Below are 26313 nucleotides of genomic sequence, written 5' to 3'. Positions count from 1 at the left end.
GCTCTGGACGCTTACCGTGCGTTGTCTGATCGTCGATGACAGCGCAAACTTTCGCGACGCGGCGAGCAACATGCTCGAGCGCGCGGGGTTCTGCGTCGTCGGGGCGGCCTCGAACAGCGTGGACGCGCTGACCCTCTACCGGGAGCTGCGGCCCGACGTCACTCTGGTGGACGTCGACCTCGGCGCCGAGAGTGGCTTCGATCTGGCCGTGGCGCTGCAGGCCGCGGATTCGCCTGCGCCGTCGGTCATCCTCATCTCGACGCACTCGGAGCAGGACTTCGCCGACATGATCGCCGCGAGTCCCGCGCTTGGCTTCCTGCCCAAGTTCGCCCTATCCCCTGGAGCCATCCTGGACTTGCTCGCAGAGAAGGTCGGACGCGACCTCTAGAGCGAGTCGAGGTACATGATCACCGCACGCACGCGGCGGTGATCGTCGCCCGTCTCTGGCAGGTTCAGTTTCGTCAGGATGCTCCGCACGTGCTTCTCGACGGTGCCCTCGGTGACCCAGATGCGCCGTCCGATACCGGCATTCGACAGGCCCTCCGCCATCAACGTCAACACTTCCCGCTCGCGCGTACTGAGCACGGCGAGCGGATCGTCCCGCCTGCGCGCCGAGACGAGTTCGGCCACCAGTGCGGGGTCGACGACGGACGCGCCGTTGGCGATCCGGCCCACGGTGTCGACGAAGTCCGCGACGTCGGTGACTCGGCTCTTCAACAGGTAACCGATCGAACGGCCACCTGCAAGCAGTTCCATCGCGTGGTCGACGTCCACGTGAGCCGACAGCACCAGGATGGCGATCTCCGGCCACTCCCGCCTGATCGCCTTGGCCGCGTCGAGTCCCTCGGTGCCGTGCGTCGGTGGCATCCGGATGTCGACCACGGCCAGCTCGGGTTGAAGCTCTCGCACGGCGTCGAGTAGCTCGGTGGCGTCGCCGGCCTGGCCGACGACGTCGAAACCCGATCGTCCCAGCAGGCTGGCCAGCCCCTCCCGGAGCAGGACATCGTCATCGGCGACGACCACACGCACGGCATTCATCCCGATGATTCTTGCATCTGGTGCCCAGGACCGGCGGCAAGACTGCTGCGGTCTCGCCACACGGCGGCGGCGAGGTTGCCGAAGTCGTCGTGGCGAGCGAAGCGACGGGAAGTGTGGTCGTGCCAAGCCGATCGGGCCGGCAAACGCCGCGTGCGACACTTTCGGGCATGATCCCCATCGCCCGCCCCAAGCTGGAAGGCAACGTTGCCGTCGGGGACGATCGGCAACTTGGGTTCGCCGAGTTCGGCGATCCGCAGGGCCGTGCCGTGTTCTGGCTGCACGGAACCCCTGGCGCTCGCAGGCAGATTCCCACCGAAGCACGTGTCTACGCGGAGCAGAACCACATCCGGCTGATCGGCGTCGACCGGCCTGGCATCGGCTCGTCCACACCGTTCCAGTACCCCAACGTGCTGGCCTTCGCCGACGATCTGCGCACGATCGCCGACGTTCTCGGCATCGACCAGATGGCCGTCATCGGGCTCTCCGGTGGCGGGCCCTACACGCTGGCCTGTGCCGCGGCGATGCCCGATCGCATCGTCCTTGCCGGCGTGCTCGGTGGCGTCGCCCCTTCGGTCGGACCCGACGCGATCGGCGGCGGTGTGATGGCGCTCGCTTCGACGGTGGCCCCGGTGATCTCGTTCGCAGGCCTCCCCCTGCGGCTGGCGGCGGCCGGGGTGATCCAACTGCTGCGGCCAGTGGCCCCAGCCGCGCTGCAGCTGTACGCCAGGCTTTCTCCCGAGGCCGACCGGCAGCTGCTGGTGCGGCCCGAGTTCAGCGCGATGTTCCTCGATGACCTACTCAACGGCAGCCGCAAACAATTGTCCGCCCCGTTCGCCGACGTCATCGTCTTCGCGAGGGACTGGGGTTTCCGGCTCGACGAGGTCAAGGTGCCGGTGCACTGGTGGCACGGCGACAAGGACCACATCGTGCCGTTCGAGCACGGCCAACACGTCGTCTCCCGGCTGCCCGACGCCGCGCTGTACCACCTGCCCGGCGAGAGCCATCTGGCCGGCCTCGGCCGCGCCGAGGAGATCCTCGGCAACATGATGGATCTGTGGAACGAACTCGACGCGAGGTGACGACGTGACGGTGCCATGGCCGCCCGCGCCAGCCAAGCGGCCGATCTCGACCGCCGACATGACGATCTCCATCATCTCCCTGGTGCTGACGCTGCTACTCGGCGGATCCGCGGCCGTGATGGGGTTCTTCCTGCTGGCGTTCCTCGACTACTGCCCGCCCGAGACCTGCAGCGCCGACGGGGCGGTCACCGCCGTCGGAATCTCGCTGATCGTCGCGGTCGTCGTCGGGCTCGTCGGACTAGTGGTGACGATCATCCAACTGGTGCGGCGCAGCCCCGCCTGGCCGTTCGCCGTCGGCACGCTGCTGCTGTGCGGGGTGATCTGTGCGTTCGGCTTCGCCGGTTACTTCGCGGCCGTCGGCGCAGGGCGGGCTTGACGGGCTTTCGTCAGCGGATCCTGGCGTTCGTCGGGTCGTAGATCGCCTTGAGCGACACGGTGATCGGGTAGAGCGTGCCGCCGACATTGACCTGATAGTCGCCTTCGCGGACCCACTGTGCGTCGACCAGCGCCTGGTCGGCCGACCTCACGTAGGCCAGGCCGACGCACGCCCCCGTCGACTCGCCCCACGCCGCCGAGGTCACCTGGCCGGCGACCACACCGTCGCGCAGCACCAGCTCACCACCCCACAGCATCGGTTCCGGTGACCCGACCGAGAACCCGACCACTCGTCGCCGTGGCCCCTCAGCCTTGGCCTTCTCCACCGCGGCGCGGCCGAGGAAGTCGACGTCGGACTTGAGCTTGCACGCGAACAGCAATCCGGCCTCGACGGGATTGTCGTTGGGGGTGAGCTCGCGGCCGAATGCCCGGTACCCCTTCTCCAGTCGCAACGACTCGATCGCGTAGTAGCCTCCGCGCGCGACACCGAACCGAGCTCCCGCAGCGATCAGGTCGTCGTAGACGCCGACCGCGAACTCGGCAGGGACGTAGAGCTCCCAGCCGAGCTCACCGACGTAGGTGATGCGGGTCGCGCGAACTTGTGCGTAGCCCAACGCGATTGGCTTGCTGGTTCCGAACGGAAAGGCGTCGTCGCTGAGGTCGGTGTCGGTGAGCGTGGCCAGCAGATCACGCGACCGGGGTCCCATCACGCCGAACACCGCGAGCGATGACGTGACGTCGACGAGTTGAGCGTGGTTGCCCCTAGGCAGATTCCTGCGGATGTGGTCCTTGTCGCGCTCGGTGGTGGCCGCGCTGCTGACGATCAGGTACTCGTCGTCGGCGGTGCGCGTCACGGTGACGTCGGACTCGTAGGTACCGCGCTCGTTGAGCATTCCGCTGTAGACCGTCGTGCCGACCTCGACCGCCATGTCCGCGGTGCACAACCACTGCAGCGCCGATTCTGCGTCAGGACCGACCAAGACGAACTTCGAGAACGACGTCTGGTCGAATACCGCGACCGCGGTGCGGGTGGCGATCTGCTCCGCCGCCGACCACGGCAGCCAGTTCTGCTTGCCCCAGGAGTATTCGATCGTCGGCTCCCGGTCGGGCGGGGCGAAGAAGTTGGCCCGCTCCCACCCCATCCGGCTGCCGAAGTTCGCATTGGCAGCGACCAGCAGGTGGTGTACCGGTGAACGGCGGAACGGTCGTGCGGTGGCCATTTCCCGGTTGGGCCATGGCACTTCGTAGTGCAATCCGAGGATTTCGGCGACCCGGTCGTGCAGCCACCGGTTGTTGCCGTTGAACGGTGCGAATCGCCGGATGTCCACACTCGTGAGGTCGGAGGTCGGTGAGCCGTTCACGATCCACTCGGCCAGCGCCCGTCCCGCACCGCCCGCCGACGCGATGCCCACCGAGTTGAACCCGGCAGCCACGAAGAAGTTGGCGCACCCGGGTGCCTCACCGAGGATGAACTGGTTGTCAGGGGTGAAGCTCTCCGGCCCGTTGTAGAACTTCTTGATCCCGGTCTCCTCCAACGCCGGGATCCGCAACAGGGCGTTGTCCATCAGGATCTGGAAGTGATCCCAATCCTCTTCCAGCAGCTGGAATTCGAACGGGTACGGAATCTGGTCGGGGCTCACCCACGGCTTGGCCTCCGGCTCGAACCCGCCGATGACAAGCCCGCCGACCTCTTCCTTGAAGTAGGTGTAGCCATCCGGGTCGCGCAGGATCGGCATGTCGGTGTGCACGCCGTCGATCGACTCGGTGACGACGTAGAAGTGCTCGGCGGAGTGCAATGGAACGTTCATGCCCGCCATCGCCCCCACCTGCTTGCCCCACTGGCCTGCACAGTTGACGACGATCTCGGCATCGATCTTGCCGTTGTCGGCGCGCACGCCGGTGACCGCTCTGCCGTCCGTCAGCACGTCGAGCACGTGCGAGTGTTCGACGATCTTGGCGCCGCGCATCCGCGCCCCCTTGGCGAGGGCCTGGGTCAGATCGGTCGGGTTGGCCTTGCCGTCGGCGGGCAGCCAGATCGCTCCGACCAGGTCGTCGACCCGCATCACCGGGTAGTGCTCGAGAGCCTGTGCCGGCGTGAGCAGTTCGCAGTCGAGGTCGAACGCCGCGGCGTTGGCGGCGGTGCGGCGCAGCTGGATCATCCGGTCTTCGGTACGCGCGACCGTCACACCACCGCACTGCTTGTACCCCGCGGTGAGGCCGGTTTCCTCCTCCAGCGCGGTGTAGAGCTCCGTCGAATACTGCACCAGCCGGGTGCCGCTCTCTGACGCCCGCAGCTGACCGACCAGACCTGCTGCGTGCCAGGTGGTTCCGGACGACAACTGGCCCTGCTCGAGCAGCACGACGTCGGTGTATCCGAGCTTGGTCAGGTGGTAGGCGACGCTGGTCCCGATGACACCGCCGCCGATGATGACGACCTGCGCGCGTGCGGGAAGAGAACCAGTTGACATGCGTATCCTTCGCTAGTCCGATGCCTGCACGTCGTTGAGCAACCCGTTGAAGTCGGGACCCCTGAATTCGGCCACGGCACCCTCGTACCGCTCCATGCCCCATTCCCAGAAGTCGAAGTCCAATGGGCTCGAGCCGTTCTGGATGCAGCCCCACAATGCCCAGCCGTACATCCCGACGATGCCCTGGAGCCGGGCGCGGGCGATCTTGTGCCGCAGTCGGCGTCCGTAGTAAGCGGTGACCAGTTCTTCTCGCTGCTCGGCGGACAACTGACATTCGCACGACGTGTTGCCCAGTTCGAAGCAGGGGTCGTTGTTCCCGGAGTATTCGTAGTCGATCAGCCACATGGTGTCGCCGTCCTCGACGAAGTTGGCCGCCAACAGGTCGTTGTTGCAGGGAACGGTCGTCTGGTCGGTGGCCGCCAGCACCTGCCGCACGCTGTCGAACTGGTCGGCGAAGTCCAGGTAGTCGGCGGGTATCCGGAAACCGTTGTTCTGCACCACTTCCAGGTACCCTGGCTGCTTGACGAACATGTCGAAGGTGCCGCGGAACCGTGGCCCCGAATGCAGCGTGCGCATCGCCGCGGCCGCCTTGGTCAAGATCTCCGGTCGCTGAAAGTCCTTGTTGGACAACGTCGTCCCGTTGAGATATCCCAGGAGCAGAATGCCGAGGTCGGGGCGGTAGTCGATGACGGGTGCGCCGACTCCGGCCTCTGCGGCGGCGCGCGAGTTGTAATGCTCCTGGTCGCGGTCGATGCCGAGCAGTCCCGTGGTGTTGCCGGAACACCGTGCCACATAGGTCGCGTTCGGGGTGATGACCTTGACGTTGCGGTTGGTCAACCCGCCGGACAGATCCTCGAGCCTGCGCTCCTGGCCCGCCAGCACGGGAAACTCGTCGAGGGCCGCGTTGAGCTGGTCGTCGGTGAGTGAGAACGACACTCCAGCTCAATCCGCGTCGCTGCTCAGCGCGCGGCGCAGCAGGTGCATCGCGACGGTCGTCGAGCGTTCCCGGACGTCCGATCGGTTGCCGGGCATGCGCAGGGTCCGGGTGAGCGTCCGGCCGTCGGCGAGCATGACGCTGAAGCAGACCGTTCCGACCGGCTTCTCCGTCGTTCCGCCGCCTGGACCGGCGATCCCGGTGGTCGCTATCGCGGTGTCCGCGCCAAACCGCTTCAGTGCGCCCGCGGCCATGGCCTCCGCGACGGGTTCCGACACCGCCCCGTGCGCCTCGAGCAGTGCCGGGTCGACACCGAGGAGCTCGACCTTGGCCTGGTTCGAGTACGAGACGACGCCACCGGCGACGTAGTCGGACGAACCGGGCCGGTCCGTCAGACGCGCCGCGATCATGCCTGCCGTGCACGACTCTGCCGTGGCGATGGTGCGCCCGGCCAACAGTCCGGCGATCTGGTCGTCGACGAAGGCGCCGTCGGTGGAGAACAACTCACGGCCGTGGCGTTCGCGCAGCAGGCCGACCAGATCCGCATAGACGTCGGCGGCGTCGGGTTCGTACCGGGTGACGATCTCGAGTTCGCCCCTGCGCAGGCACGTCGTGATCTCGAGCCGTTGGAAACCGCTGATGGACTGCTCGCCCTCCCGCAGCGTCTCCGCAAGCCCCGACTCTGGCAGGCCGAACATTCGGACGGTCTCCTGTCGGTACACCGTCCGGCCCGCGATGGCCTGCTGGACGGCCGCGGTCTGCACCGCCGTTTCCCACATCGGCTGCAGCTCGCGCGGCGGGCCTGGCAGCACGACGACCGTCGGCGTGCCAGGCACTCCTGCCGTCTGCGTGCCCGGCACGACGACACCCGGAGCGGTGCCGACCGGGGTGAGTATCTCGGCGCCCACCGGAACCATGGCCTGTTTGCGATTCGCCGCGAGCACGGCCTCGAAGTCAACGCCTGCGCGGCCCTGCACCATCGACTTGAGGATGTCGGAGATCGTCTGCTCGAGCTCGGCGTCCAACGCCACCTCGCGGCCGCAGAAGCGGGCGACCGTGGCGACGGTCATGTCGTCGGCGGTGGGGCCGAGCCCGCCGCTGGTGAGGATCAGGTCGACGCCCTCCGCCGCCAGGAACCGCAGCTGCGCCTCGATGTCGTGCGGGCGGTCACCGCAGATCGTGATGTGGGCGAGTTCGACGCCGAGTTCGAGTAGTCGGTCGGCCAGCCACGGTCCGTTGCGGTCCTGGACCCGTCCGGTCAAAACCTCGGTTCCCGTGACGACGATGCCCGCGCGTGCGCTCACGGGTAAGACACTACGACGCCGACGACCCGGCGGCGCGCAGGCCGTGGTCGGTCTCCGTTCAACGGCTGGCAACGTCGGCACGCTAGGTTCGGCGGCCGTGACGAGCACCATCTTGGCGCTGCCCCAGCTGTGGGACCCGATGTACTGGTTGGGTGCAGGCGGCCCGTTCGCGGCCGCGGTGCTCCCCGGCGTAATGCTCATCGTGTTCATCGAGACCGGGCTGTTGTTCCCCTTCCTGCCCGGCGACACGTTGTTGTTCACCGCCGGACTGATTGCCGCGCAACCGAACGCGCCGGTGGACGTGTGGACGCTCGCCCCGTGCGCGGCGTTGGCCGCGGTGGCCGGCGGACAGCTCGGCTACCTGATCGGGTGGCGGCTGGGGCCCGCGCTGTTCAAGAAGGAGGACGCGCGCTTCTTCAAGAAGCACTACCTGGCCTCGTCGCACCAGTTCTTCGAGAGGCACGGTCGCAAGACCATCGTGATCGGGCACTTCATGGGCGTGGTGCGGACGTTCGCGCCGGTGATCGCCGGAGCATCGGGGATGCGGTATCCCGTCTTCCTCGCCTACGACGTCATCGGCGCGATCGGCTGGGGCGTCGGCCTCACCGTGGTGGGGTACCACCTGGGTGGTGTGCCGTTCGTCGGCGCGCACCTCGAGCTGATGGTCCTGGCCATCGCGATTCTGTCGATCCTGCCCGTCACCGCATCGGTCGTGCGGGCAATGCTCGTGCGCCGGGGCACGGAGCGCGCGGGCTAGGCACGAGAAGCATGTCGCGACGGTAGTCTCGCCTCCCACGATGGGAGTCTCGATAGCTGTCATGACCGCATGCAGTGGCTTCCTGCTCGCGGTGCTGTGGATGGACTTGATGTTCGACGTCCAAGTGCTCGCCCACCGGCACGCGGTGGAACTGCCAGAGGCGACGATGGCGTCCGTCGCCGGCTACTACCACCGGGTCACGACGACGTCGCGTCCGATGAGTCACCTCGTTGCGGGCGTGATGGCGATTTTGTTGATCACCCTTGGACTGCGGGTGGCGGGCGGACAGGACCCGCTGTGGCTGGTCGTGGTCTCGGTCCCGCTGGCCGTCGTGCCGATCCTGCTCGCACTGTTGCGGACGGTGCCGAACGCCGTCCGCCTCGGCCGTCGCGCCGGATCTCTCGACGAGCAGACGCGGTGGGCGCGCGCCATCTGCGTGGACCACCTGTTCTGCATCGGCTGCCTGGTGCTGTTCGTCGGCTTCCGGCTGGGTTACGCAGCTATGCCAGCCATTTCTTGACGGTGTTCAGGTCGCGTGAGTACTGCTCGAGCCCGTCCTCGCCGAACCGCGACCCGCCGCTGATCGCGTCGCCACCGCGCCAGATCACTCGCACCCGGGACTTTCCGCGCAGGTAGATGTCGACGCGTTCGACCTCGCGGCGCTGCCAGCCCGATTCCTCGGTGGCCTTGGCGAGCGCGGCGCGCTCGTCTGATGCGGTCATTGATCTCTCCTCGCCGGGACGTCTGCAGCTGCCATCCTTCCCGGCATCGACCGCGCGGGCGTCGGCAACCCCGACTTTCAGGAACCGTTCAGCCACCGCCCGTACCTTCGCTCGGGTGTTGATGCGCCCGATCTCCGCGGCCCGTGCCTACGGTCCGGCCGTTCTGACCGTTGCCCTCGTCGTGTACGCAGCCGCCTATCTGCGCTGGCCGAACCTGGCAGGACAGGTCGACCTTCTCGTCTACCGTTTCGGTGCCGACCAGGTGCTGGCCGGTCACGATCTCTACGCGACGGGTCTGACCGGGAACCCGCGCACCCTGCTGTTCGACTACAGCCCGTTCGCCGCGTTGTTCTTCCTGCCGTTCGCGCTCGTCACCCCGTTGACGGCGCAGATCCTTGGGTTGGCGGCGAACGCCGCGCTGGTGGCGTACGTGGTGTTGCGACTGCTCCGCGGCCTCGGAATGACGCCCACGACGGGTCTGTGGGGAGTCGGTGCCTTGCTGGTAGGCCTGGTCGCGTGGCTCGAACCCGTCAGATTGTCGCTGCAACTCGGGCAGGTCAACCTGCTGATTCTGGCCGTCGTGGTGGCCGACCTGCTCGGACCCGAGCGGCGCAAGTGGGCCGGTGTGGGAATCGGGCTCGTCGCAGGCATCAAGCTGACCCCTGCGCTGTTCATCGTCTACCTGCTGCTGATCGGTAGGCGGCGTGCCGCGCTGGTGGCGTCCGCGACGTTCGCCGCCACCGTCGCGGTGGGGTTCGCGGTGCTCCCCAGGGACTCCGGCTACTTCTGGTTGCGGCGGGGATTCGACGACATCGTGCGGATCTCGAGTGATCCCGTCGCGAACACGAGCCTGCGTGGCCTGTTCGTGCGTCTGCACTGGCCGGTCGGGGCGGCGACGGTGGTCGCGGTGGTCCTCGGCGCGGCTGCGTTGGCGATCGCGACGCTGGCGTGGCGACGGGGGCACCGCGTGCTCGGCGTTGCGGTCGTCGGCATGGCCTCGAACGCCGTGTCGCCGTTCAGTTGGAGTCATCACTGGGTGTGGGTGGCGCCGTTGGCGGTTCACCTGGGCCACCGTGCGCTGGTCGTCGGCAGCAGGTGGTCGCTCGTCGGGTTGGGCCTGTTGTGGGTGACGTTCGCCGGCTGGTTCATCTCGGTCGCTGGTGACACGCCCGAGATGGGGCTGCTGTCGATCCGCCCCGGCGGCGCGTGGGACGTCTGGTTGCCCGCGGCCTACCTGGTGGCGTTCCTGACATCGTTGGTCGCGACGGTGTGGTGGTTGCGCCGCGAGAGCCCCGAGGACCCCGAGGATTACGCGACGGGCACCGAAACGGCTGGCGTGTTGTACCCCGTGACGCGCACCCAGTTCGCGGTGACGAGCGGGCTGGGCACCACGGCCTCGAGGTCGACGGTCTCACCGGGGAACACGGTGACGTAGTTGTCGGAGTACTCGATCGGCAGGATCTCGTCCCCGTCGCGGGTCGAGGTGACCTCCGCCCGCTCGAAGAAGGCGACCTGGGTCGTGGCGTTGCGCAGCCGGATGTCGACGACGTTCTGCCCGGCACCATTGGTGGTTCGCTTCGCGGACACGTCAAGCGGCACGCGGGCCATGTAGTTGAGCGCGGTCATATCCGCCCAGGTGTCCTGGTTCGCCTGAAAGGCGAAGTCGTCGTTGGGATCTCCGACGTCGTCGTTGCGTTGCGACTGCCAGTAGACGTTCTCGGAGATGACGTTGCCACCGCTGCCGAGCAGCTCGGCACGGACGAAGAACACCGGCGAGTCGCGGGCTTCCCTTGGCAGTGTCATGGCAGGCGTCGCACCTCCGGAGGGCACGGTCAGCGTGGGGCTGGTCTCGTCGTCGCGCATCCGGCCCTGCAGGTCGTAGACGCGGACGCGGACGCGCAGATCGGTTGCGTCGCTCGGAGTCTGGTTCACCACGGATACCGAAGCCTGGCTGTGGTCGCCGGTGGCGTAGGAGTCGAATACCGCCGACAGCGGGCGAAGCCCCTTCTTGGCCCCGTAGTACGCGCCGCCGGGCCGCAGGTAGTAGTCGAAGATGTTGCCGAAGAACGACGGCCAGTGATTGTTCAGCATCCAGTAGATCGTCATCTTGTGACCTGCCCAGCCGAGCGCGGCGAACGACTCGAACTGTGCGCGCGTCGACTCGTAGTGTGCCAGCTGCGCTTTGCGGGTGAACTCCTCTGCGCCCGAGGATGATCCGTAGCGGCGGTTGATCACCCGCTGGATGCTGGCCAGTACGGCGTTGCCGTCGTTGGATCCGGCGTGGAAGTACCAGGCGTCGTTGATCGGCCACAGCTTGTCGGGAGGGATGAACTTGGTCAGGCTCGCGAACGGCGGGATGTGCTCGTTGTCGCCCTGTTCGGCCGACGCGCCGCGCGCGGCCCGATATCGGCCGCTGAACCAGTAGCTCGGCGGCCGCCAGGTGTATGGGCCCGCCATCTGAATGCCGTCCCACAACCGTTCGCCTGCGGAGTTGGTGGTGTAGGAGGACACGGTGTCGACGATCGCGTTCTGCCAGTGCAGTTCTCGCAGGATGTCGTGGTACTTGTCAAGTACGTCGGCTGGCGGCCTGCCGTCGCTGGCGTTCGCCCAGACGAATGCCGAGGCATGCGAGCGCAGCATCGAGACCTGCGAGCGCATACTGGCCTGCGCGACGCCGAGGTCCTCGTCGTTCCACTGGGGCCACTTCTCCCACTGGTTGCAGCACATCCAGCCGACCATGAGCGGGATGCCGAGCTCGTCGGCGTGCTCGACGAACCGCTCCGCCGGGATCTTCGACTCCAGCCGCAGCATGTTGAGTCCGAGATCGCGGGCGTAGGCCAGGATCGCGTCGTCGCGGTCGGGGTCGTAGCGGTACAGCAGGTCGGGCGTGTACGTCGCGCCGCGGACCAGGAAGTCGCGGCCGTTCACCTGCAGATAGAAGCTCCCGCCCGAACCCAGTTCGGGGAACCGGTCGTCGTCGTCGCGGCCCTGCGTGATGGTTCGCACACCGAAGCGCTGGGACTTCGCGTCGGTCGCCTTGCCGTGTTGCAGGAACTCCAGTCGCAGGTCATAGAGGTCCGGCTTGCCCATGGTGTACGGCCACCACAGGTCGGGATGGTTGAGCACCAGCGCCCCGAAATCGGTTGGCGTGAAACCCACCTCGCGTTGCTCGCCCGGCGCGAGGGTGACCGGCTGATCGACCCGCACGTCCGGCTTTCCCGGCCTGCTGATCGTCGCGCGCAGCACGCCGCGGACGCGGTCCGCGGAGAAGTTGCGCAGGTTGCTGTGGATGGTCAGGCGCGCGGTGTCGGTGCTCGGCAGTGGTAGCTCGGAGTTCACTGCCGTGTCGCCGATGGCTACCACGCCCGAGGTGCGCAGGTAGACCGGCTTCCAGATCCCGGCGTTGCGATCGGGCACGAACGAGTTGCCGTTCGACGGATTCTTGTTCGGCCCTTGGTATCCGAGGTAGTTCCAGTTGATCCAGTCGAACCAGCTGTCGGCCAGCTCCACGCCGTTGACGTCCTGCATTGCCCGCTCGGGGATGACCTTCACGGCAAGCGTGTTGGTCCGCCCTGGTTCGATCCACGGGGTCACGTCGAGTTCGTGGTCGACGTACATGCCGACGACCTTGTCGGCGCCTGAGACCAGATGACCGTTGAGCCAGATCTCGGCCCGGTAGTTGATGCCAGGGAAGCTCAACTGGTAGGTGCTGTGGCCCGCCGGTGCGGTGAACGTGGTCCGGTACCACCAGTCCTGTTGGTAGAGGTCCTGTGGCACCTCGTTGAGCAGGTTCGTGCCGTAGTACAGGTTCGGGTACGTGCCGTCGTCCTGCAGCGTCTGCAGCACGGTGGCGGGCATGCGACGCACGTCGTGCCAGCCCGAGCCCTTGAACTCCGGACGGGAGACGTCGGGACCGGCAGCGGCGACGTCCCGCGTCGACGCGAGCCGCCAGCCCGAGGACAACTCGACGAGGCCCGCTGGCGCTTCGGGGCGGACGAGACGCGGGAAGTCACCGGATGCAATCAGGAATAGGAGAAGCGAGACGACCATGCCCAGAACGGCGGTGCGGCGCAGTTCGGGCGCGATGGTGCCACTCCCTCCGGATGGTTGCGGACGCGAGGAGCAGTCGGACCCCTGCGATTGACTTCGAATGACCGTCGAGGGACATTCTGCCTGTCCTCGTGGAAGTCGGCTGTGCCGGTCAGCGACCGCCGGTGATACCGCTGATCACGCGGTCGCACACCTCGTACATCTGTTCCAGCGCCTCGCCTGCGTCGGGCGCCCTCGACACGTACAACGCTGCCTCGTCGAGCGCGCCGAGCAGCACGTGCGCGGTGGGGCGAAGGGGTTGGTCGGGGATCGCCCCGTCGGCCATGGCCTGCGCCAGCATCGCCTCGATCACCCCGAGGCCGTACTTCATGCCGACCGCGCGCCAGCGCTCCCAGCCGAGCACGGCAGGCGCATCGATCAGCGCGATGCGCTGCACGCTCGGAGCCGAGCACTCCTCGAGGAACAGTCGTGCACCGATGCGCATCGCGGCCAGCTGGTCGGCGGGTTCGGCCGCCACGATCTGTCTGCTGATGCGGGTCACCAGGTCGCGTTCGACGTCTTCATACACCTCGGCGAACAACCCCGCCTTATCGCCGAACTGGTGATAGAGCGCGCCGCGCGTGACCCCCGCTGCGTCGACGATGGCCTGGGTCGCCACCGCCGCGTAACCGTCCGTGGCGAACAGGTGCCTGCCCGCTTCGAGCAGCCGCGCCCTGGTGGCGGCGGTGCGTTGCGCCTGGGTCCGGCGCTCCGCCGGTTCGTCCTTCAACGCCATCCGTTGACTTTCATACAGTCTGCACGTAACTTTCATACCGAGTGTTCGTAAGTTCTCATCAGGAGGGTAACCGACATGCCGCAGGCCAAGCTGCAACAAGCCACGATCGAGTACCGCGAGTTGGGTCCCGCCGACTCCGCCCATCCCCCGATCCTGTTCGTGCACGGCATCCTCGTCGACCACAAGCTGTGGCTCAAGGTCGCCGAAGAGCTGGCGCACAACGGGTTTCGCTGCATCCTTCCCGACTGGCCACTCGGATCGCATACCGTGCCGGTGGACCAAGGTGTGGAGCTGACGCCGGCGAGCGTTGCCGAGATGGTCAACGAGTTCATCGGCCTGCTGGACCTGCACGACGTCACGTTGGTCGGCAACGACACTGGCGGCGGGCTGTGTCAGCTTCTCATCGACGCCCACCCGGACAGGGTCGGTCGGCTGGTGCTGACCAACTGCGACGCCTTCGACAAGTTCCCGCCGTTCCCGTTCAACGTCGTCTTCGCGACGATGCGGGGACCCAGGTCGATCCGCTTGTTGTCCAAGCTGATGAAGGTGACCGCGTTGCGGCATTCGCCCCTCGGCTACGGGCTGCTGCTACGACCAGAGGACGGTGCGCTGACCGCGTCGTGGGTGGCACCCATGAGCACCGACCGGCGGATCGCGCAGAACCTCGCCACGTTGTTGCGTGGCGTCGCCGCAACGGATCTGGTGGACGTCGCCACCCGGCTTCCGCGGTTCACCAAGCCCGTGACGATCGTGTGGGGCATGGCGGACCGCAGCTTCACCCCTGCGCTCGGGCGCAGGCTCGCGGCGCTGTTCCCGAACGCCTCGATGGTCGAGGTCCCAGGTGCCCGCACGTTCGTCGCGCTCGACGCACCGCGGGCGGTGGTCGACGCGATCGAGACCGTGGGAGCGCGTGCTTAGAAGAGCCGCTTAAAAGAGGACCTTGTGGGGGACGTCGGTGATCAGACCGCCGTCCACGACGAACTCGGCGCCGGTGGCGAACGACGACTCGTCGCTGGCGAGGAACACCACGAACGTGGCCACTTCGTCGGACTGACCGGGCCTTCCGAGAGGGCTGGTGACCAGGTCGTCGGGGAAGTGCTTGGTCATCGGCGTGCGGATGAAGCCCGGGTGCAACGAGTTGACCCGGATGTTGAACTTGCCCAAGTCCAGCGCCGCGGACTTCGACAGGCCGCGGACAGCCCACTTCGTTGCCACGTACGGATGCACCATCGGCGCGCCGCGGAGCCCCTCGATCGACGAGACGTTGATGATCGATCCGCCGCCTGCGGTCTTCATCGCCTCGACGGAGGCCTGCATGCCGAGGAACGTTCCCGTCAGGTTGACGTCAATGACCTTCTGCCACTTGACCATGTCGAACTTGCCGATCTGGCCAAGCGCCACGATGCCCGCGTTGTTCACCAGCACGTTGAGCTTGCCGAACTCCCCGACCGCAGTCGCGACGGCCGCATCCCACTGGTCGGCGTCGGTGACGTCGAGGTGGACGTAGCGCGCGGCCGCTCCGAGTTCGTCGGCCAGTGCCTTACCGTCCTCATCGAGGATGTCGCTGATGACCACTTTTGCGCCTTCGGCGACCAGCATCCGCGCGTGAGCAGCGCCCATCCCCCGCGCCCCGCCGCTGATCAGTGCAACTTTTTCGTCCACTCGTCCCATGACGAGTCAGGCTACATTACGTAGATCGACAAATTAGAACCTGTTCCAATTTTGAGGCTGAGCACGCATACTCCGATGACATCCGTCGGAGGAGAAACAGCATGGCGATCCGTGTCGCGCTCATCGGCACCGGGAACTGCGGCAGCCTCGCACTGAGGCAGCTCGTCAACGACGCACGCTTCGACCTGACCGGGGTCTGGGTGTCGTCGGAGACCAAGGTCGGCAAGGACGCGGGTGAGCTCGCAGGCCTGGACACCGCGACGGGCATAACCGCCACGAACGACCTCGACGCGGTGCTGGCCGCCGAGCCCGACTGCGTCGTGTACTGCGCCATGGGCGATACCCGCCTTGCCGAGGCGATGGCCGACATCCGTCGCATCCTTGCTCTCGGCATCAACGTGGTCGGCTCGGCGCCCGGCGTGTTGCAATACCCGTGGCAGGTGGTTCCCGACAAGTACATCGGTCGGGTCGAAGACGCTGCGCGCGAAGGTGATTCGACGATCTTCATCACCGGCGTCGACCCTGGGTTCGCGACCGACCTGCTCCCGTTTGCCCTGGCCGGTACCTGCCAGAGCATCCAGCAGGTGCGCACCATGGAGATCGCCGACTACGCCTCCTACGACGGCGTGACGGTGATGTTCGACGTGATGGGCTTCGGGAATGCCATTGGAGACTTCCCGATCCTGTTTCAGCCGGGCGTCCTGAGCATCGCCTGGGGTACGGCGATTCGGCAGCTCGCGGCGGGTCTCGGCATCGAGGTCGACGAGATCAGGGATTCGGTCGAACAGGAGCCTGCGCCGGAGGACTTCGACGTCGCCGCCGGGCACATCGCCAAGGGAACCGTTGCGGCGCTTCGCTTTCAGATCGAGGGCATGGTCGCAGGCAAGCCCGTCATCGTCGTCGAGCACGTTACCCGACTCCGCGACGACCTGCGCCCCGACTGGGCCCAGCCCGCGCAGCCGGGTGGGTCCTACCGCATAGAGATCACCGGCGAGCCCTCGTATGTCGTCGACGTCTGCCCCACCAGCCGCAACGGTGATCACAACTACGCCGCCATCCTTGCCGCTGCGGGCCGGATCGTGAACGCGATTCCCGACGTCGTGGCTGCCGCGCCTGGTATCCGGACCACGCTGGACCTGCCGCTGGTCACCGGCAAGGGCCTATACGTGCCTCAATGAGCTGACTGGGTCCCCAGCACCGCACGCGCGACGTCGGTCCATTCCAGCCTGACGCGGGTGCCGTGGTCCGACGGCTCGATCGACGCCCTATCGGACAGCGCCTCCATCAATGGGATGCCGCGACCCCGGGTGCGGATGGTCGGCACGACGGGCGGCCGCCAGGACCCGCGGTCCGACACCAGGACGGTGATCGTGGATTCGGCAGCGTCGTGCCACGCCAGTACGTCCATGCTGCCCGTGCCCGGGCGCTCGAGGTAGGCGAATTCGGCGCAGTTGGCGAGTGCTTCGTTGATCGCGAGGACGAGGTCGCTCGTACGGATCGGATCCAGGGCGAAGAATTCCCGCAGCCATGCGGCGAACTCGTCGCGGGTCTGGGAAGCGGTCTGCGCGGTCGCCGATATGCCGACGCGCTCGAAGCGCTCAGCGTTGGCGACGTTCGCGGATTGCATCGTATCGATCATGACAGCTCGTGCTTACCCCGTCGGAGCACGGGCTAAGCGTGTCTAACCGCGAAGTGACGCAATCGCTTCCTCGAGCGTGGCGAACAGCGGGACGATGTCGGCGATTCCGACCAGTTTCAGCGGCCGACTGGTGGCTGGCCCCTCCGCGACGACGCACAGGCGGGTGGTCTCACCCGCCTCTTCGTGGGCCGCGACCAGCACACCCATGCCCGCGGACGCGAGGAACTCGACCTCGGTCAGGTCCACGACGAGGCTCGCGGGCGTCTTGTCGAGGGCGGCGCGCAGCGCTTCCTCGAGTTGCGGCGCGGTCAGCATGTCGATCACACCGGATGCGGCCACGATGGCCACCTCGTCGACCGAGCTTTCGCTCACCACGCAGGTCGAACCCGACGGAGTGGCGTCGTCTGCCGTCGCTTCGCGTTGTTCGTCCAATGCCCAACTTCCCTGTTTGGCCACGTCCGCTGGATGCGAGGCGGCACCGCTTTCATGCTCGCGAGGCTCCGAGCTGAACCTGGCAAGAACGAAACTGCCTAGCGCAAACCTATCCGATGGGATCACCTGATGTCGCAATCGGGACACTGCGGGTACCCCGCGGCGGCAGTCGCCGAATGATGCTGAAATGGAGTTCCGAGGCGGGGCCGGGACCGGTGCGCCGCGACCGCAGGAGCGAGATGGACCCCGAGACGCCCTTCGCGCGCCAGCTGGCGGAGATCGCGTCGGATCGGGAGGGGGCCCGGGTCGGCGCATTCTTCGATCTCGACGGCACGCTGGTGTCCGGTTTCACCGCGACCGCGCACGCGGGGCACCGCATCCGGCGTCGCCAGGCGAAGATCGGCGAGGTTCTTGGCGTGATCGAAGCCTCGGTGCGGTACCGGTTGGGGCGGATGGAGTTCGAGCGGCTCAGCGTGAAGGCGGCCAGCTATCTTCGCGGCGAAACGCTGGAGGAGCTGGACGAACTCGGTGAGGTGTTGTTCCGCAGGCACATCGAGTCGCGGGTGTTCTCCGCGATGCGCGACGTCGTCGCCGCCCATCAGGAACGTGGCCACACCGTGGTGCTGAGCTCGTCGGCCCTGACCATCCACGCCGAACCGGTGGCCCGCTACCTGGGCATCGCCGACGTGCTGTGCAACCACTTCGAGGTCGACGGCAACGGGCGGCTGACCGGCGGAATCGTCGAACCGATCATCTGGGGTCCTGGCAAGACCGACGCCGTGCGGCGATTCGGTGCCAACCACGACGTCGACCTGCACCGCAGCTACTTCTACGGCGACGGCGACGAGGAAATCTCATCCATGCGGGCGGTCGGTCGGCCCCGGCCGGTGAACCCGCGATCGGGGCTGGCCGCCGAAGCGGCGCGAAACGGCTGGCCGGTGCTGCTGGCCACTGGCTCGGACCGGCGACGGATGCCTGCGTGGTCACTGCGGAAGCGCCCGTAATCCGTCATCAGGGATGTTCGGCCGCACTCACCCGTTCATCCATATCAGGCGATGTGGATCATCCGCCTGAACCTGCCGACGAAGACCGGCGGATACGGGCCGATGCCCGCCTTCGTCAACCATTCAGCGGCCAGTCCCGAGTACCGCAACCAGTGGCGTGCGTGGCCTTCGTCGTCGACCTGCAACAGCAGCAGCACTTCGCGAGGGTCGTCGAACGCGCTGAAGATCACAACCCTGCGGATCCCCGCGGTGCGGAGATCTTCGACGGTATCGTGAACGTGAGCAACGAGATTCGGCACGTCGTCGACGACGGTCACCAACGACACCATCACCTCGGGCGCGGCGGGGCCCGTTTCGCCGGTGACGGTGAATCGCTCAACCACCTCGCCCGCGAACACCGCCGGGATGTCCTCGACACCTACGGCGTCGAACCACTCGAAGAAGACCCGCGAGCGCAGCAGTTCGAGCACCGGTTCGCGGGCGTGGATGGCGATCAGCACCAGTACCCGTCCGGGCTCCGTAGTGGAGGCGTACACCAGCACGTGGTGCGCCCCGACGCCTGCCAGCGCATCCTTCCTGCGCTCCAGCAGCGGCCACACCCGCTCCGGGTCCGGCACGCGGTAGTCCGACGCGAGGACCAGCGAATGGGTCAGCCAGTGCGTCAACGGTCCTCGCCTTCGCCGTCACGATCGAGGGCTGTCGATCGTGATTGCGAAACGCTATTGCGGTTCTGGCGCGGTGTCGAGCACCGACGCGTATGTCATCGAGGCCGAAGGAGGACTAAACTAGAACACGTTTCAGTTCGCGACGGCCCCATCACGAGGAGCAGGCATGCACACCCCACTCTGCGACCAGCTCGGCATCGACTTGCCGATCTTTGCCTTCACGCACTGCCGCGACGTGGTGGTCGCCGTCAGCAAGGCAGGGGGCTTCGGCGTCCTCGGGGCCGTCGGCTTCACCCCCGAGCAGCTCGAGATCGAGCTCAACTGGATCGACGAGCACATCGGCGACCACACCTATGGCGTCGACATCGTCATCCCCAACAAGTACGAGGGCATGGACTCGAACCTGTCGGCCGACGAACTGGGCAAGATGCTGGCGGACATGGTGCCTCAGGAGCATCTCGACTTCGCCCGCAAGATCCTGACCGATCACGGCGTACCGCTGTCCGAGGAGGACAACGAGAGCACGATGCGACTGCTCGGTTGGACCGAGGCGACCGCCACCCCGCAGGTCGAGGTGGCGCTCAAGCATCCGAAGATGACGCTGATCGCCAACGCGCTGGGCACCCCGCCCGTCGACATGATCGAGCACATCCACGCCGAGGGCAGGAAGGTCGCTGCGCTGTGCGGCTCCCCTTCACAGGCCCGCAAGCATGCGGATGCGGGCGTGGACATCGTCATCGCCCAAGGCGGCGAAGCAGGCGGGCACTCCGGTGAGGTCGGTTCGATCGTGTTGTGGCCGCAGGTGGTCAAAGAGGTCGCCCCCGTCCCGGTGCTCGCAGCCGGTGGCATCGGCAGCGGTCAGCAGATCGCCGCCGCGCTGGCGCTCGGCGCCGCGGGCGCGTGGACGGGCTCGCAGTGGCTCATGGTCGAGGAGGCCGAGAACACGCCCGTTCAGCAGGCCGCCTACGTGAAGGCGAGTAGCCGTGACACGGTGCGGAGCCGTTCGTTCACCGGCAAGCCGGCGCGGATGCTGCGCAACGACTGGACCGATGCATGGGAGAACCCGGACAACCCGAAGCCGCTCGGCATGCCGCTGCAGTTCATGGTGTCCGGTCTTGCGGTCGCCGCAACGCACAAGTACCCGAACGAGACCGTCGACGTCGCCTTCAACCCGGTCGGTCAGGTCGTCGGGCAGTTCAGCAAGGTGGAGAAGACGTCGGCCGTCATCGAGCGGTGGGTTCAGGAGTACCTGGAAGCCACCAACACGCTCAACCAGCTCAACGAGGCCGCTGCCGTCTGACAGCACTCCCCGACCGACCGCGAATCCCGCTGACTCAGGGTCAGCGGGATTCGTGCATTTCGGGGCCGTCGCAGGCTATGTATGATGCTCTACATAACTCTCCCCAGCGGAAGGGAACGACGAGGTGGTCACCCACCGCGACCGGATGGTCGCCTCGGCAGCACTGTTGATCCGTGAGCGTGGCGCCCACTCGACGGCGATCTCCGACGTCCTCGAACACAGCGGCGCGCCTCGGGGTTCGGCCTATCACTACTTCCCTGGCGGGCGCACGCAGCTGCTATGCGAAGCCGTCGATTTCGCCAGCGACCACACGGCGGCCAGGATCTCCTCTGCCGCAACGGGTCTCGACGTGTTGGATGCCGTGGTGTTCTGGTTCCGCAAGCAGTTGACCAAGACCGACTACCGCGCTGGCTGCCCGGTGGTGGCCGTCGCCGTTGAGGCAGGCGACCCGGCCAAGGACGAGAACGCCGAGGTGCTCGAGCGCGCGGGCGCGGCGTTCACCCGCTGGACCGACCTGATCGCGCACCGGCTCGCCGACGACGGTGTCACCCCCGACCGTGCGCGGGAGCTGGCGATGTTCATGACGTCGGCGATCGAAGGCGCCATCGTGATGGCCCGCGCCACCCGCGCCGTCGAACCACTCGATGCGACCCACCGTCAGTTGCGCACGCTTCTGCAGGCCGAGACACCCAAAGAGGATTCGAAATGACCAACGGAGACGTCGCCGCCGAAGCGGCACCGCTTGAATGGCAATCGACGGCCTGCATCCTGTGCGAGTGCAACTGCGGTGTCATCGTGCAGGTCGAGGACCGCAAGTTGGTCAAGATCCGTGGTGACAAGGACCATCCCGCGTCGCAGGGCTACACGTGCAACAAGGCCCTGCGGCTCAACCACTATCAGAACAACGCCAACCGGCTGACCTCTCCGCTGCGCAGGCGTACCGACGGCAGCTACGAGGAAATCGACTGGGACACCGCGATATCTGAGATCGCCGAGGGCTTCGCCAAGGTCCGCGACGAGCACGGCGGCAACAAGATCTTCTACTACGGGGGTGGCGGTCAGGGCAATCACCTCGGTGGCGCGTACAGCGGTGCCTTCCTCAAGGCGATCGGGTCGCGGTACCGGTCGAATGCCTTGGCGCAGGAGAAGACCGGCGAGAACTGGGTCGATCAGCACCTGTACGGCGGTCACACCCGTGGAGAGTTCGAGTACGCCGAGGTCTCGGTCTTCATCGGCAAGAACCCGTGGATGTCGCAGAGCTTTCCGCGCGCCCGCACGGTTCTCAACGAGATCGCCAAGGATCCGGCGCGCTCGATGATCGTCATTGACCCGGTGATCACCGATACCGCCAAACTGGCCGACTTCCACCTGCGCGTGCGTCCTGGCACCGACGCCTGGTGCCTCGCCGCGCTGGCCGCAGTGCTGGTGCAGGAGAGGCTCTGCAACGAGGAATTCCTTGCCGAGCACGTCAACGGCTCCGACGCCGTCCGTACGGTGCTCGCCGACGTGCCGGTCTCCGACTATGCGCAACGCTGCGGGGTCGACGAGGACCTGCTGCGTGCGGCGGCCCGCAGGATCGCGGCTGCGGCCAGCGTGTCCGTCTTCGAGGACCTCGGCATCCAGCAGGCGCCCAACAGCACGCTGTCCTCCTACCTGAACAAGCTGCTCTGGATCCTCACCGGAAACTTCGCCAAACGTGGTGGCCAGCACCTGCATTCGTCGTTCGCGCCGCTCTTCGGCGTGCCCGGTGTCGGTCGTACGCCGGTGACCGGGGCACCGATCATTGCCGGCCTGGTGCCGAGCAACGTGGTGCCTCAGGAGATCCTGACCGACCACCCCGACCGGTTCCGCGCGATGATCGTGGAGAGCAGCAACCCCGCGCACTCGCTCGCCGACTCGGCCTTGGTGCACCAGGCGCTCGAGTCGCTGGAGTTCCTCGTCGTCATCGACGTGGCCATGACCGAGACGGCCCGGCTCGCCCACTACGTTCTGCCGGCGGCCAGCCAGTTCGAGAAGCCCGAGGCGACGTTCTTCAATCTGGAGTTCCCGCACAACACCTTTCATCTCCGCCATCCGGTACTCGAGCCGCTGCCGGGCACGCTCGCAGAACCGGAGATCTGGGCGCGGCTGGTGCGCGCCCTCGGCGTCGTCGACGACGAGGAACTGAAACCACTTCGCCGCGCGGCCGAGCAGGGTCTGGACGCCTACGCGGAGGCATTCCTCGGTGCGGTCAGCGCCAATCCGGCTCTGGGACGGGTGTTGCCGTTCGTCCTGTACGAGACGTTGGGGCCGACGCTGCCCGACGGACTGGCCGGCGCGGCAGCGCTGTGGGGGCTGGCGCAAAAGACCGCGATGAGCTATCCGGACGCGGTACGTCGGGCCGGCCACGCAGACGGTAACGCGCTCTTCGAGGCGATCCTGTCGAGCCGGTCGGGCGTCACGTTCACCGAGCACGAGTACTCCGACGACTTCGCCCTGATCACCCACGCGGACCGCAAGTTCGCGCTCGAGATGCCGGAGATGCTCGACGAGATCCGCGCGTTGCGGACCGCCCGCACCGCGCACACCAGCGCGGAGTTCCCGATGGTGTTGTCGGCAGGGGAACGTCGCGCCTACACGGCCAACGACATCCTGCGCGATCCGACCTGGCGCAAGAAGGACACCGACGGAGCGTTGCGAATCAGTGCCGAGGACGCGGGTGCCATCGGCCTGGTCGACGGCGGCCGCGCGCGGGTGACGACGGCCGCGGGCACCGCGGTAGCGACCGTCGAGGTCAACGACGCCATGCTGCCCGGACACGTATCGCTGCCCAACGGGTACGGCCTCGATCACACCGATGCCGACGGTCGGTCAAGCACTCCCGGGGTGGCGCCGAACGCGTTGACGTCGACGGACTGGCGCGACGCCTACGCGGGCACGCCATGGCACAAGCACGTGCCCGCACGCATCGAGGCCGTCGCGCTTTAGTGCCTCCGGTCGCCTAGCAGATCTCGGCAGGATTTGCAGAATCCATCCACAGGCCGACATTTCATCCACAGCTCGTAATCCCTTGTGTCACTTAGGCTTCAGGCGTCACATTCTTGGCCTGCTTGTCGGTCGTTCGAACTAGTGTTCGGGTATGGGTTTGAGTGCGGTCCCCGACTACGAGGACCACGGAGACCACCTTCGGGTGCTCGATGCCCTCGATGCCGCGGTCGACGCACTCACCTGCCTAGACGTGAGCGCACTGAGCCACCAGCAGCTGTTGGACGTGCTGGACCGCACCGAAACCGCCGTCCGCCGGCTGCCCGTGTCGGGGCATCCGGTGATCAACCGACTCAAGGCCGAAGCCAACCCCATCACCCTGGGCGTCACCACCATCACCAATCTGCTGGCCGACCGGTTGCGGATCAGCCGCACCGAAGCCGGCCGGCGCATCGACTGCGCCACCGACCTCGGTCCGCGGATGTCGTTGCTCGGTGAGCCGCTGGAGCCGCTGTTGCCGCGCACCGCGGCCGCGCAAGCCCGCGGCCATATCGGCGCCGAACACATCACGATCATCCGCGGGTTCTTCAGCCACCTGCCCGATGCGGTCCCCCGCGCCGAGCGCGACAAGGCCGAAGCCTCCCTGGCCCGCGTCGGGAGCACCCTCACACCCGAAGAACTCCGCCAAGCCGCCACACTGCTGCTGGCCTACCTGCACCCCGACGGCGACTTCACCGACGCCGACCGCGCCCGCAAACGCGGCATCACCGTCGGCCCGCAAGGCCCCGACGGCACGAGCCGCATCAGCGGCTACCTGGATCCGCAGGCCCGGGCCATCTGGGATGCCGTGATGACCGGCTGGGCAGCCCCCGGCAAGTGCAACCCCGACGACGACACCCCCGTCATCGACGGCGACCCCGACCAAGCCACCATCGACAAAGATCACCGCACCCCAGCCCAACGCCGCCACGACGCCCTGGCCGCGATGGGCCAAGCCCTGCTGGCCTCCGGTCAACTCGGCACCCACCACGGCCTACCCACCACCATCGTGATCACCACCAGCCTCCACGATTTGGAAGCCGGCACCGGGCACGCCATCACCGCCAGCGGCGTCCTGCTGCCCATGGCCGAGGTGATCCAGATGGCTGCCCACGCACACCCGTATCTCGCGGTGTTCGACAAGGGCACCGACATCCCGCTCAACCTGTTCCGCGCCAAGCGCACCGCCTCCCCCGGACAGTGGCTGATGCTGGCGGCCAAACACCGCGGCTGCACCTACCCCGGCTGCACCGTCACCGCCGACCGCAGCCAAGCCCACCACGCCACCCTGGACTGGGGTGCCGGCGGACTAACCAACATCAACGACCTCACCCTGGCCTGTGGACCGCACAACCGGATCATCAACACCAACGGCTGGGAAACCCGACAACTCCCCGACGGCCGCACCCAATGGATCCGACCACCACACCTGCCCACCAACCGACCAACCACCAACGACTACCACCACCCCGAACGCATGCTCACCGACCCCGACGACGACGAGGACCCGGAGTGTCCCGACTAGCCGACCAGGCGCGAGAACTGGTGACCCGATATCTCAGTCCGGGGCACTGGCATTGACGGCTGCAAGCAGTCCGGAGAGCTCGGCCGAGCGACTGGGATCGCGAAGGGCTGCGGCCGCGTACGCACGAGATGCGGGACCCGACTGAGCGGCGAGTGTCGGACTGTCGGCGTTGACGAGTTCCGCGAGTGCCGCGGCCACTTCCGCCGGCGTCTGCGGAGCGGGACCGGACGTGCCGACCCAGGCGTAGAGGTCCTCGGACAGGCTTGGTCGAGGGTCGCCGCCGTCCGGTATGCGATCACCCCACACCCGTTCAAGCTCCGTCATCACCGGGCCGGGCTGGAAGCACGAAACCGTTACGCCATAAGGCGCAGCTTCGACGGCGGCACTGCAGAACAACGTCTCCAGCGCCGCCTTGGCGGCCAGGTAGTAGCCCATGCCCATCACGGGGAGGCCAGCCACGAAGCACGACGAGACAAGTACCAGGTGACCATGGTTCTGCCGGCGCATGATCGGCAGGGCTTCCTGCACGAGGGCCATGGTGCCCCACACGTTTGTCTCGAAGCTGGTCCTCGCGACGTCGAGTGACACCTGTTCGACGCCACCGATCACGCCATAGCCGGCGTTGTTGATGACGGCATCGAGGCGTCCTTCGGTATCGACGATTTCCGCCAGTAACGGCCCCATGGTGGATCGTTCGAGCAGGTCCAGCGTACGAACTTCGATGCGGCCGGGCTCGGCGTCTCGGGTGAGGTCGTCGGCAGTGGCCCGGTCGCGCATCGTCGCGTACACCGTGTGCCCATCGGCCGCCAGGCGCCGTGCCGTCGCATAGCCGATGCCTTGTCGGGACGAGGTCCCGGTGATCAGTACAACTCGAGGCCGCATGATGTCGAATCCCCATACGTCGTAGAGGCGTTCACCTGGCTCAGTATGAAGAACAGCAGGACTGATCGCTCCGACGGACACGCGGGTTTAGGACAGCAGCCGGTCGGCGGCCCGTCGCAGCACGGCGACCCGATCCCGCGGCCCGTGGTCTGCGGCGATGAAGTGGTTGCCGATCAACAACGAAAATGCCAGCAGGGCAATCGCTTCCACGTCGTCGACGTCGGTGTGCAGTTCGGCGATGAGCGTGCGGAGATAATCCATTCTCCGGTTGTCGACGCGGCGCAGTCGTTCGGCGACGCCCGCATCCCGGCGCGCCCAGTCCCGGACGGCGAGGTCGATCGGCAGCAGTTCGTTGGAGAACGTCAGCATGCCTGCCTTGGTGACCTTGGTGCGCGCGTCGCCACCTTCCCGTTCGACGGTGTCGAGCACCTCGTCGGTGCTCCTGAGCTCCCATGCGTCGAGGACGGCATCGAGCAGCGCCTGCCTGCCATCGAACTGGTGGTAGAAGCCGCCGCGGGTCACCCCGAGTTTCTGCGCGAGCACGTCGACCCGCACGGCGTCTGGTCCCCCTTCGGCCAGTGCCGCCAACCCGGCGTCGACCCAAGCATCGCGGGTGGTCCGCGTCGGTGCCGGCATCGATTCTCCCGAGGTTGTCCATTGACAGTACGAGGCCATGATACATACAGTGAT

General features: G+C 66.9%; 25 protein-coding genes and 1 pseudogene. 13 read left to right on the top strand and 13 right to left on the bottom strand.

Annotated features, from left to right (window positions below; translation table 11 throughout):
- Positions 1-16: 16 nt before the first annotated feature.
- Positions 17-388 carry a response regulator transcription factor gene (locus HNP02_RS04885; RefSeq protein ID WP_184436522.1) on the top strand — a complete coding sequence of 124 codons (372 nt, stop codon included), beginning with the start codon at positions 17-19 and terminating at the stop codon, positions 386-388.
- Here HNP02_RS04885 and HNP02_RS04880 read toward each other — a convergent pair.
- Positions 385-1038: a response regulator transcription factor gene (locus HNP02_RS04880; protein WP_184435658.1), complete on the bottom strand. Its 654-nt coding sequence runs from the start codon at positions 1036-1038 to the stop codon at positions 385-387. The two genes, HNP02_RS04885 and HNP02_RS04880, sit on opposite strands and share 4 nt — an antisense overlap.
- Positions 1039-1205: 167 nt before the next feature.
- Between HNP02_RS04880 and HNP02_RS04875 the strand changes: the two genes are divergently transcribed.
- Positions 1206-2117 (top strand): alpha/beta fold hydrolase, encoded by a 912-nt coding sequence (locus HNP02_RS04875; RefSeq protein ID WP_184436520.1) that lies wholly within the window; start codon positions 1206-1208, stop codon positions 2115-2117.
- Between the two features lie 4 nt (positions 2118-2121).
- A complete protein-coding gene (locus tag HNP02_RS04870; protein WP_309241418.1) occupies positions 2122-2493 on the top strand; it encodes a hypothetical protein in 372 nt (123 codons plus the stop codon).
- A gap of 10 nt (positions 2494-2503) precedes the next feature.
- Here the strand turns inward: HNP02_RS04870 and HNP02_RS04865 are convergent, their stop codons facing one another.
- The 3 genes from HNP02_RS04865 to HNP02_RS04855 are packed head-to-tail and all read right to left on the bottom strand — an operon-like array spanning position 2504 to position 7198.
- A complete protein-coding gene (locus tag HNP02_RS04865) occupies positions 2504-4960 on the bottom strand; it encodes an FAD-dependent oxidoreductase (protein WP_184435656.1) in 2457 nt (818 codons plus the stop codon).
- Positions 4961-4972: 12 nt separating this feature from the next.
- Positions 4973-5896 carry a choline kinase family protein gene (locus HNP02_RS04860; protein WP_184435654.1) on the bottom strand — a complete coding sequence of 308 codons (924 nt, stop codon included), beginning with the start codon at positions 5894-5896 and terminating at the stop codon, positions 4973-4975.
- 6 nt (positions 5897-5902) lie between these two features.
- Positions 5903-7198, bottom strand: a complete 1296-nt coding sequence (locus HNP02_RS04855) for a competence/damage-inducible protein A (RefSeq protein WP_309241417.1) — start codon at positions 7196-7198, stop codon at positions 5903-5905.
- Positions 7199-7295: 97 nt separating this feature from the next.
- On the opposite strand from HNP02_RS04855, the gene HNP02_RS04850 reads away from it, so the two are divergent.
- Positions 7296-7955 (top strand): VTT domain-containing protein, encoded by a 660-nt coding sequence (locus HNP02_RS04850; RefSeq protein ID WP_375373639.1) that lies wholly within the window; start codon positions 7296-7298, stop codon positions 7953-7955.
- Positions 7956-8016: 61 nt separating this feature from the next.
- Positions 8017-8475, top strand: coding sequence for a hypothetical protein (locus HNP02_RS04845; RefSeq protein WP_255506203.1), 459 nt, complete (start codon positions 8017-8019; stop codon positions 8473-8475).
- Here HNP02_RS04845 and HNP02_RS04840 read toward each other — a convergent pair.
- On the bottom strand, positions 8456-8677 hold the full coding sequence (locus HNP02_RS04840; protein WP_184435648.1) for a hypothetical protein: 222 nt from the start codon (positions 8675-8677) through the stop codon (positions 8456-8458). The two genes, HNP02_RS04845 and HNP02_RS04840, sit on opposite strands and share 20 nt — an antisense overlap.
- Here HNP02_RS04840 and HNP02_RS04835 point away from each other — a divergent pair.
- Positions 8592-9680 (top strand): annotated as a pseudogene (locus HNP02_RS04835) (glycosyltransferase family 87 protein); the annotation flags it as partial. The gene HNP02_RS04840 and the pseudogene HNP02_RS04835 sit on opposite strands and share 86 nt — an antisense overlap.
- Before the next feature lie 305 nt (positions 9681-9985).
- Here HNP02_RS04835 and HNP02_RS04830 read toward each other — a convergent pair.
- A complete protein-coding gene (locus tag HNP02_RS04830; protein WP_184435646.1) occupies positions 9986-12727 on the bottom strand; it encodes a sugar-binding domain-containing protein in 2742 nt (913 codons plus the stop codon).
- Between the two features lie 151 nt (positions 12728-12878).
- Complete coding sequence (locus tag HNP02_RS04825) at positions 12879-13502, bottom strand: TetR/AcrR family transcriptional regulator (RefSeq protein ID WP_184435644.1); 624 nt, start codon at positions 13500-13502, stop codon at positions 12879-12881.
- A gap of 75 nt (positions 13503-13577) precedes the next feature.
- Here HNP02_RS04825 and HNP02_RS04820 point away from each other — a divergent pair, with 75 nt between their 5' ends.
- A complete protein-coding gene (locus tag HNP02_RS04820) occupies positions 13578-14420 on the top strand; it encodes an alpha/beta fold hydrolase (RefSeq protein ID WP_184435643.1) in 843 nt (280 codons plus the stop codon).
- Between the two features lie 9 nt (positions 14421-14429).
- Here the strand turns inward: HNP02_RS04820 and HNP02_RS04815 are convergent, their stop codons facing one another.
- Entirely contained in the window at positions 14430-15173 is a 744-nt protein-coding gene (locus tag HNP02_RS04815; protein WP_184435641.1) for a glucose 1-dehydrogenase, read from the bottom strand.
- A 101-nt stretch (positions 15174-15274) separates the two neighbouring features.
- Between HNP02_RS04815 and HNP02_RS04810 the strand changes: the two genes are divergently transcribed.
- Positions 15275-16351: a diacylglycerol kinase gene (locus HNP02_RS04810; RefSeq protein ID WP_184435639.1), complete on the top strand. Its 1077-nt coding sequence runs from the start codon at positions 15275-15277 to the stop codon at positions 16349-16351.
- On the opposite strand, the gene HNP02_RS04805 is transcribed toward HNP02_RS04810, so the two are convergent.
- A complete protein-coding gene (locus HNP02_RS04805) occupies positions 16345-16812 on the bottom strand; it encodes an ATP-binding protein (RefSeq protein WP_184435637.1) in 468 nt (155 codons plus the stop codon). The two genes, HNP02_RS04810 and HNP02_RS04805, sit on opposite strands and share 7 nt — an antisense overlap.
- A 42-nt stretch (positions 16813-16854) precedes the next feature.
- On the bottom strand, positions 16855-17244 hold the full coding sequence (locus tag HNP02_RS42485) for an STAS domain-containing protein (protein WP_255506266.1): 390 nt from the start codon (positions 17242-17244) through the stop codon (positions 16855-16857).
- Between the two features lie 239 nt (positions 17245-17483).
- Here HNP02_RS42485 and HNP02_RS04795 point away from each other — a divergent pair, with 239 nt between their 5' ends.
- Positions 17484-18248 carry an HAD family phosphatase gene (locus HNP02_RS04795; RefSeq protein ID WP_184435633.1) on the top strand — a complete coding sequence of 255 codons (765 nt, stop codon included), beginning with the start codon at positions 17484-17486 and terminating at the stop codon, positions 18246-18248.
- 44 nt (positions 18249-18292) lie between these two features.
- Here HNP02_RS04795 and HNP02_RS04790 read toward each other — a convergent pair whose 3' ends face one another.
- Positions 18293-18913: a fatty-acid--CoA ligase gene (locus tag HNP02_RS04790; protein ID WP_184435631.1), complete on the bottom strand. Its 621-nt coding sequence runs from the start codon at positions 18911-18913 to the stop codon at positions 18293-18295.
- Positions 18914-19079: 166 nt separating this feature from the next.
- Between HNP02_RS04790 and HNP02_RS04785 the strand changes: the two genes are divergently transcribed.
- From HNP02_RS04785 to HNP02_RS04770, 4 genes are all read left to right on the top strand, one after another.
- On the top strand, positions 19080-20213 hold the full coding sequence (locus HNP02_RS04785) for a nitronate monooxygenase (RefSeq protein ID WP_184435629.1): 1134 nt from the start codon (positions 19080-19082) through the stop codon (positions 20211-20213).
- 124 nt (positions 20214-20337) lie between these two features.
- Positions 20338-20922 carry a TetR/AcrR family transcriptional regulator gene (locus HNP02_RS04780; protein WP_184435627.1) on the top strand — a complete coding sequence of 195 codons (585 nt, stop codon included), beginning with the start codon at positions 20338-20340 and terminating at the stop codon, positions 20920-20922.
- Positions 20919-23180, top strand: a complete 2262-nt coding sequence (locus HNP02_RS04775; RefSeq protein WP_184435625.1) for a molybdopterin-dependent oxidoreductase — start codon at positions 20919-20921, stop codon at positions 23178-23180. Before HNP02_RS04780 ends, HNP02_RS04775 begins: the two co-directional genes overlap by 4 nt.
- Before the next feature lie 151 nt (positions 23181-23331).
- The gene (locus HNP02_RS04770) at positions 23332-24741 is read left to right on the top strand and encodes an HNH endonuclease signature motif containing protein (RefSeq protein WP_184435623.1); all 1410 of its coding nucleotides are present in this window, start codon (positions 23332-23334) and stop codon (positions 24739-24741) included.
- 33 nt (positions 24742-24774) lie between these two features.
- Here the strand turns inward: HNP02_RS04770 and HNP02_RS04765 are convergent, their stop codons facing one another.
- The gene (locus HNP02_RS04765) at positions 24775-25623 is read right to left on the bottom strand and encodes an SDR family NAD(P)-dependent oxidoreductase (RefSeq protein WP_184435621.1); all 849 of its coding nucleotides are present in this window, start codon (positions 25621-25623) and stop codon (positions 24775-24777) included.
- An 87-nt stretch (positions 25624-25710) separates the two neighbouring features.
- Complete coding sequence (locus HNP02_RS04760; RefSeq protein WP_184435619.1) at positions 25711-26259, bottom strand: TetR/AcrR family transcriptional regulator; 549 nt, start codon at positions 26257-26259, stop codon at positions 25711-25713.
- Positions 26260-26313 lie beyond the last annotated feature (54 nt).

Origin of the sequence: Mycobacterium sp. AZCC_0083, assembly GCF_014202335.1 — a bacterium.
Taxonomy (GTDB): domain Bacteria; phylum Actinomycetota; class Actinomycetes; order Mycobacteriales; family Mycobacteriaceae; genus Mycobacterium.
The sequence above is the reverse complement of the archived record's forward strand: the minus strand, read 5'-3'. Positions and strand labels throughout refer to the sequence as shown.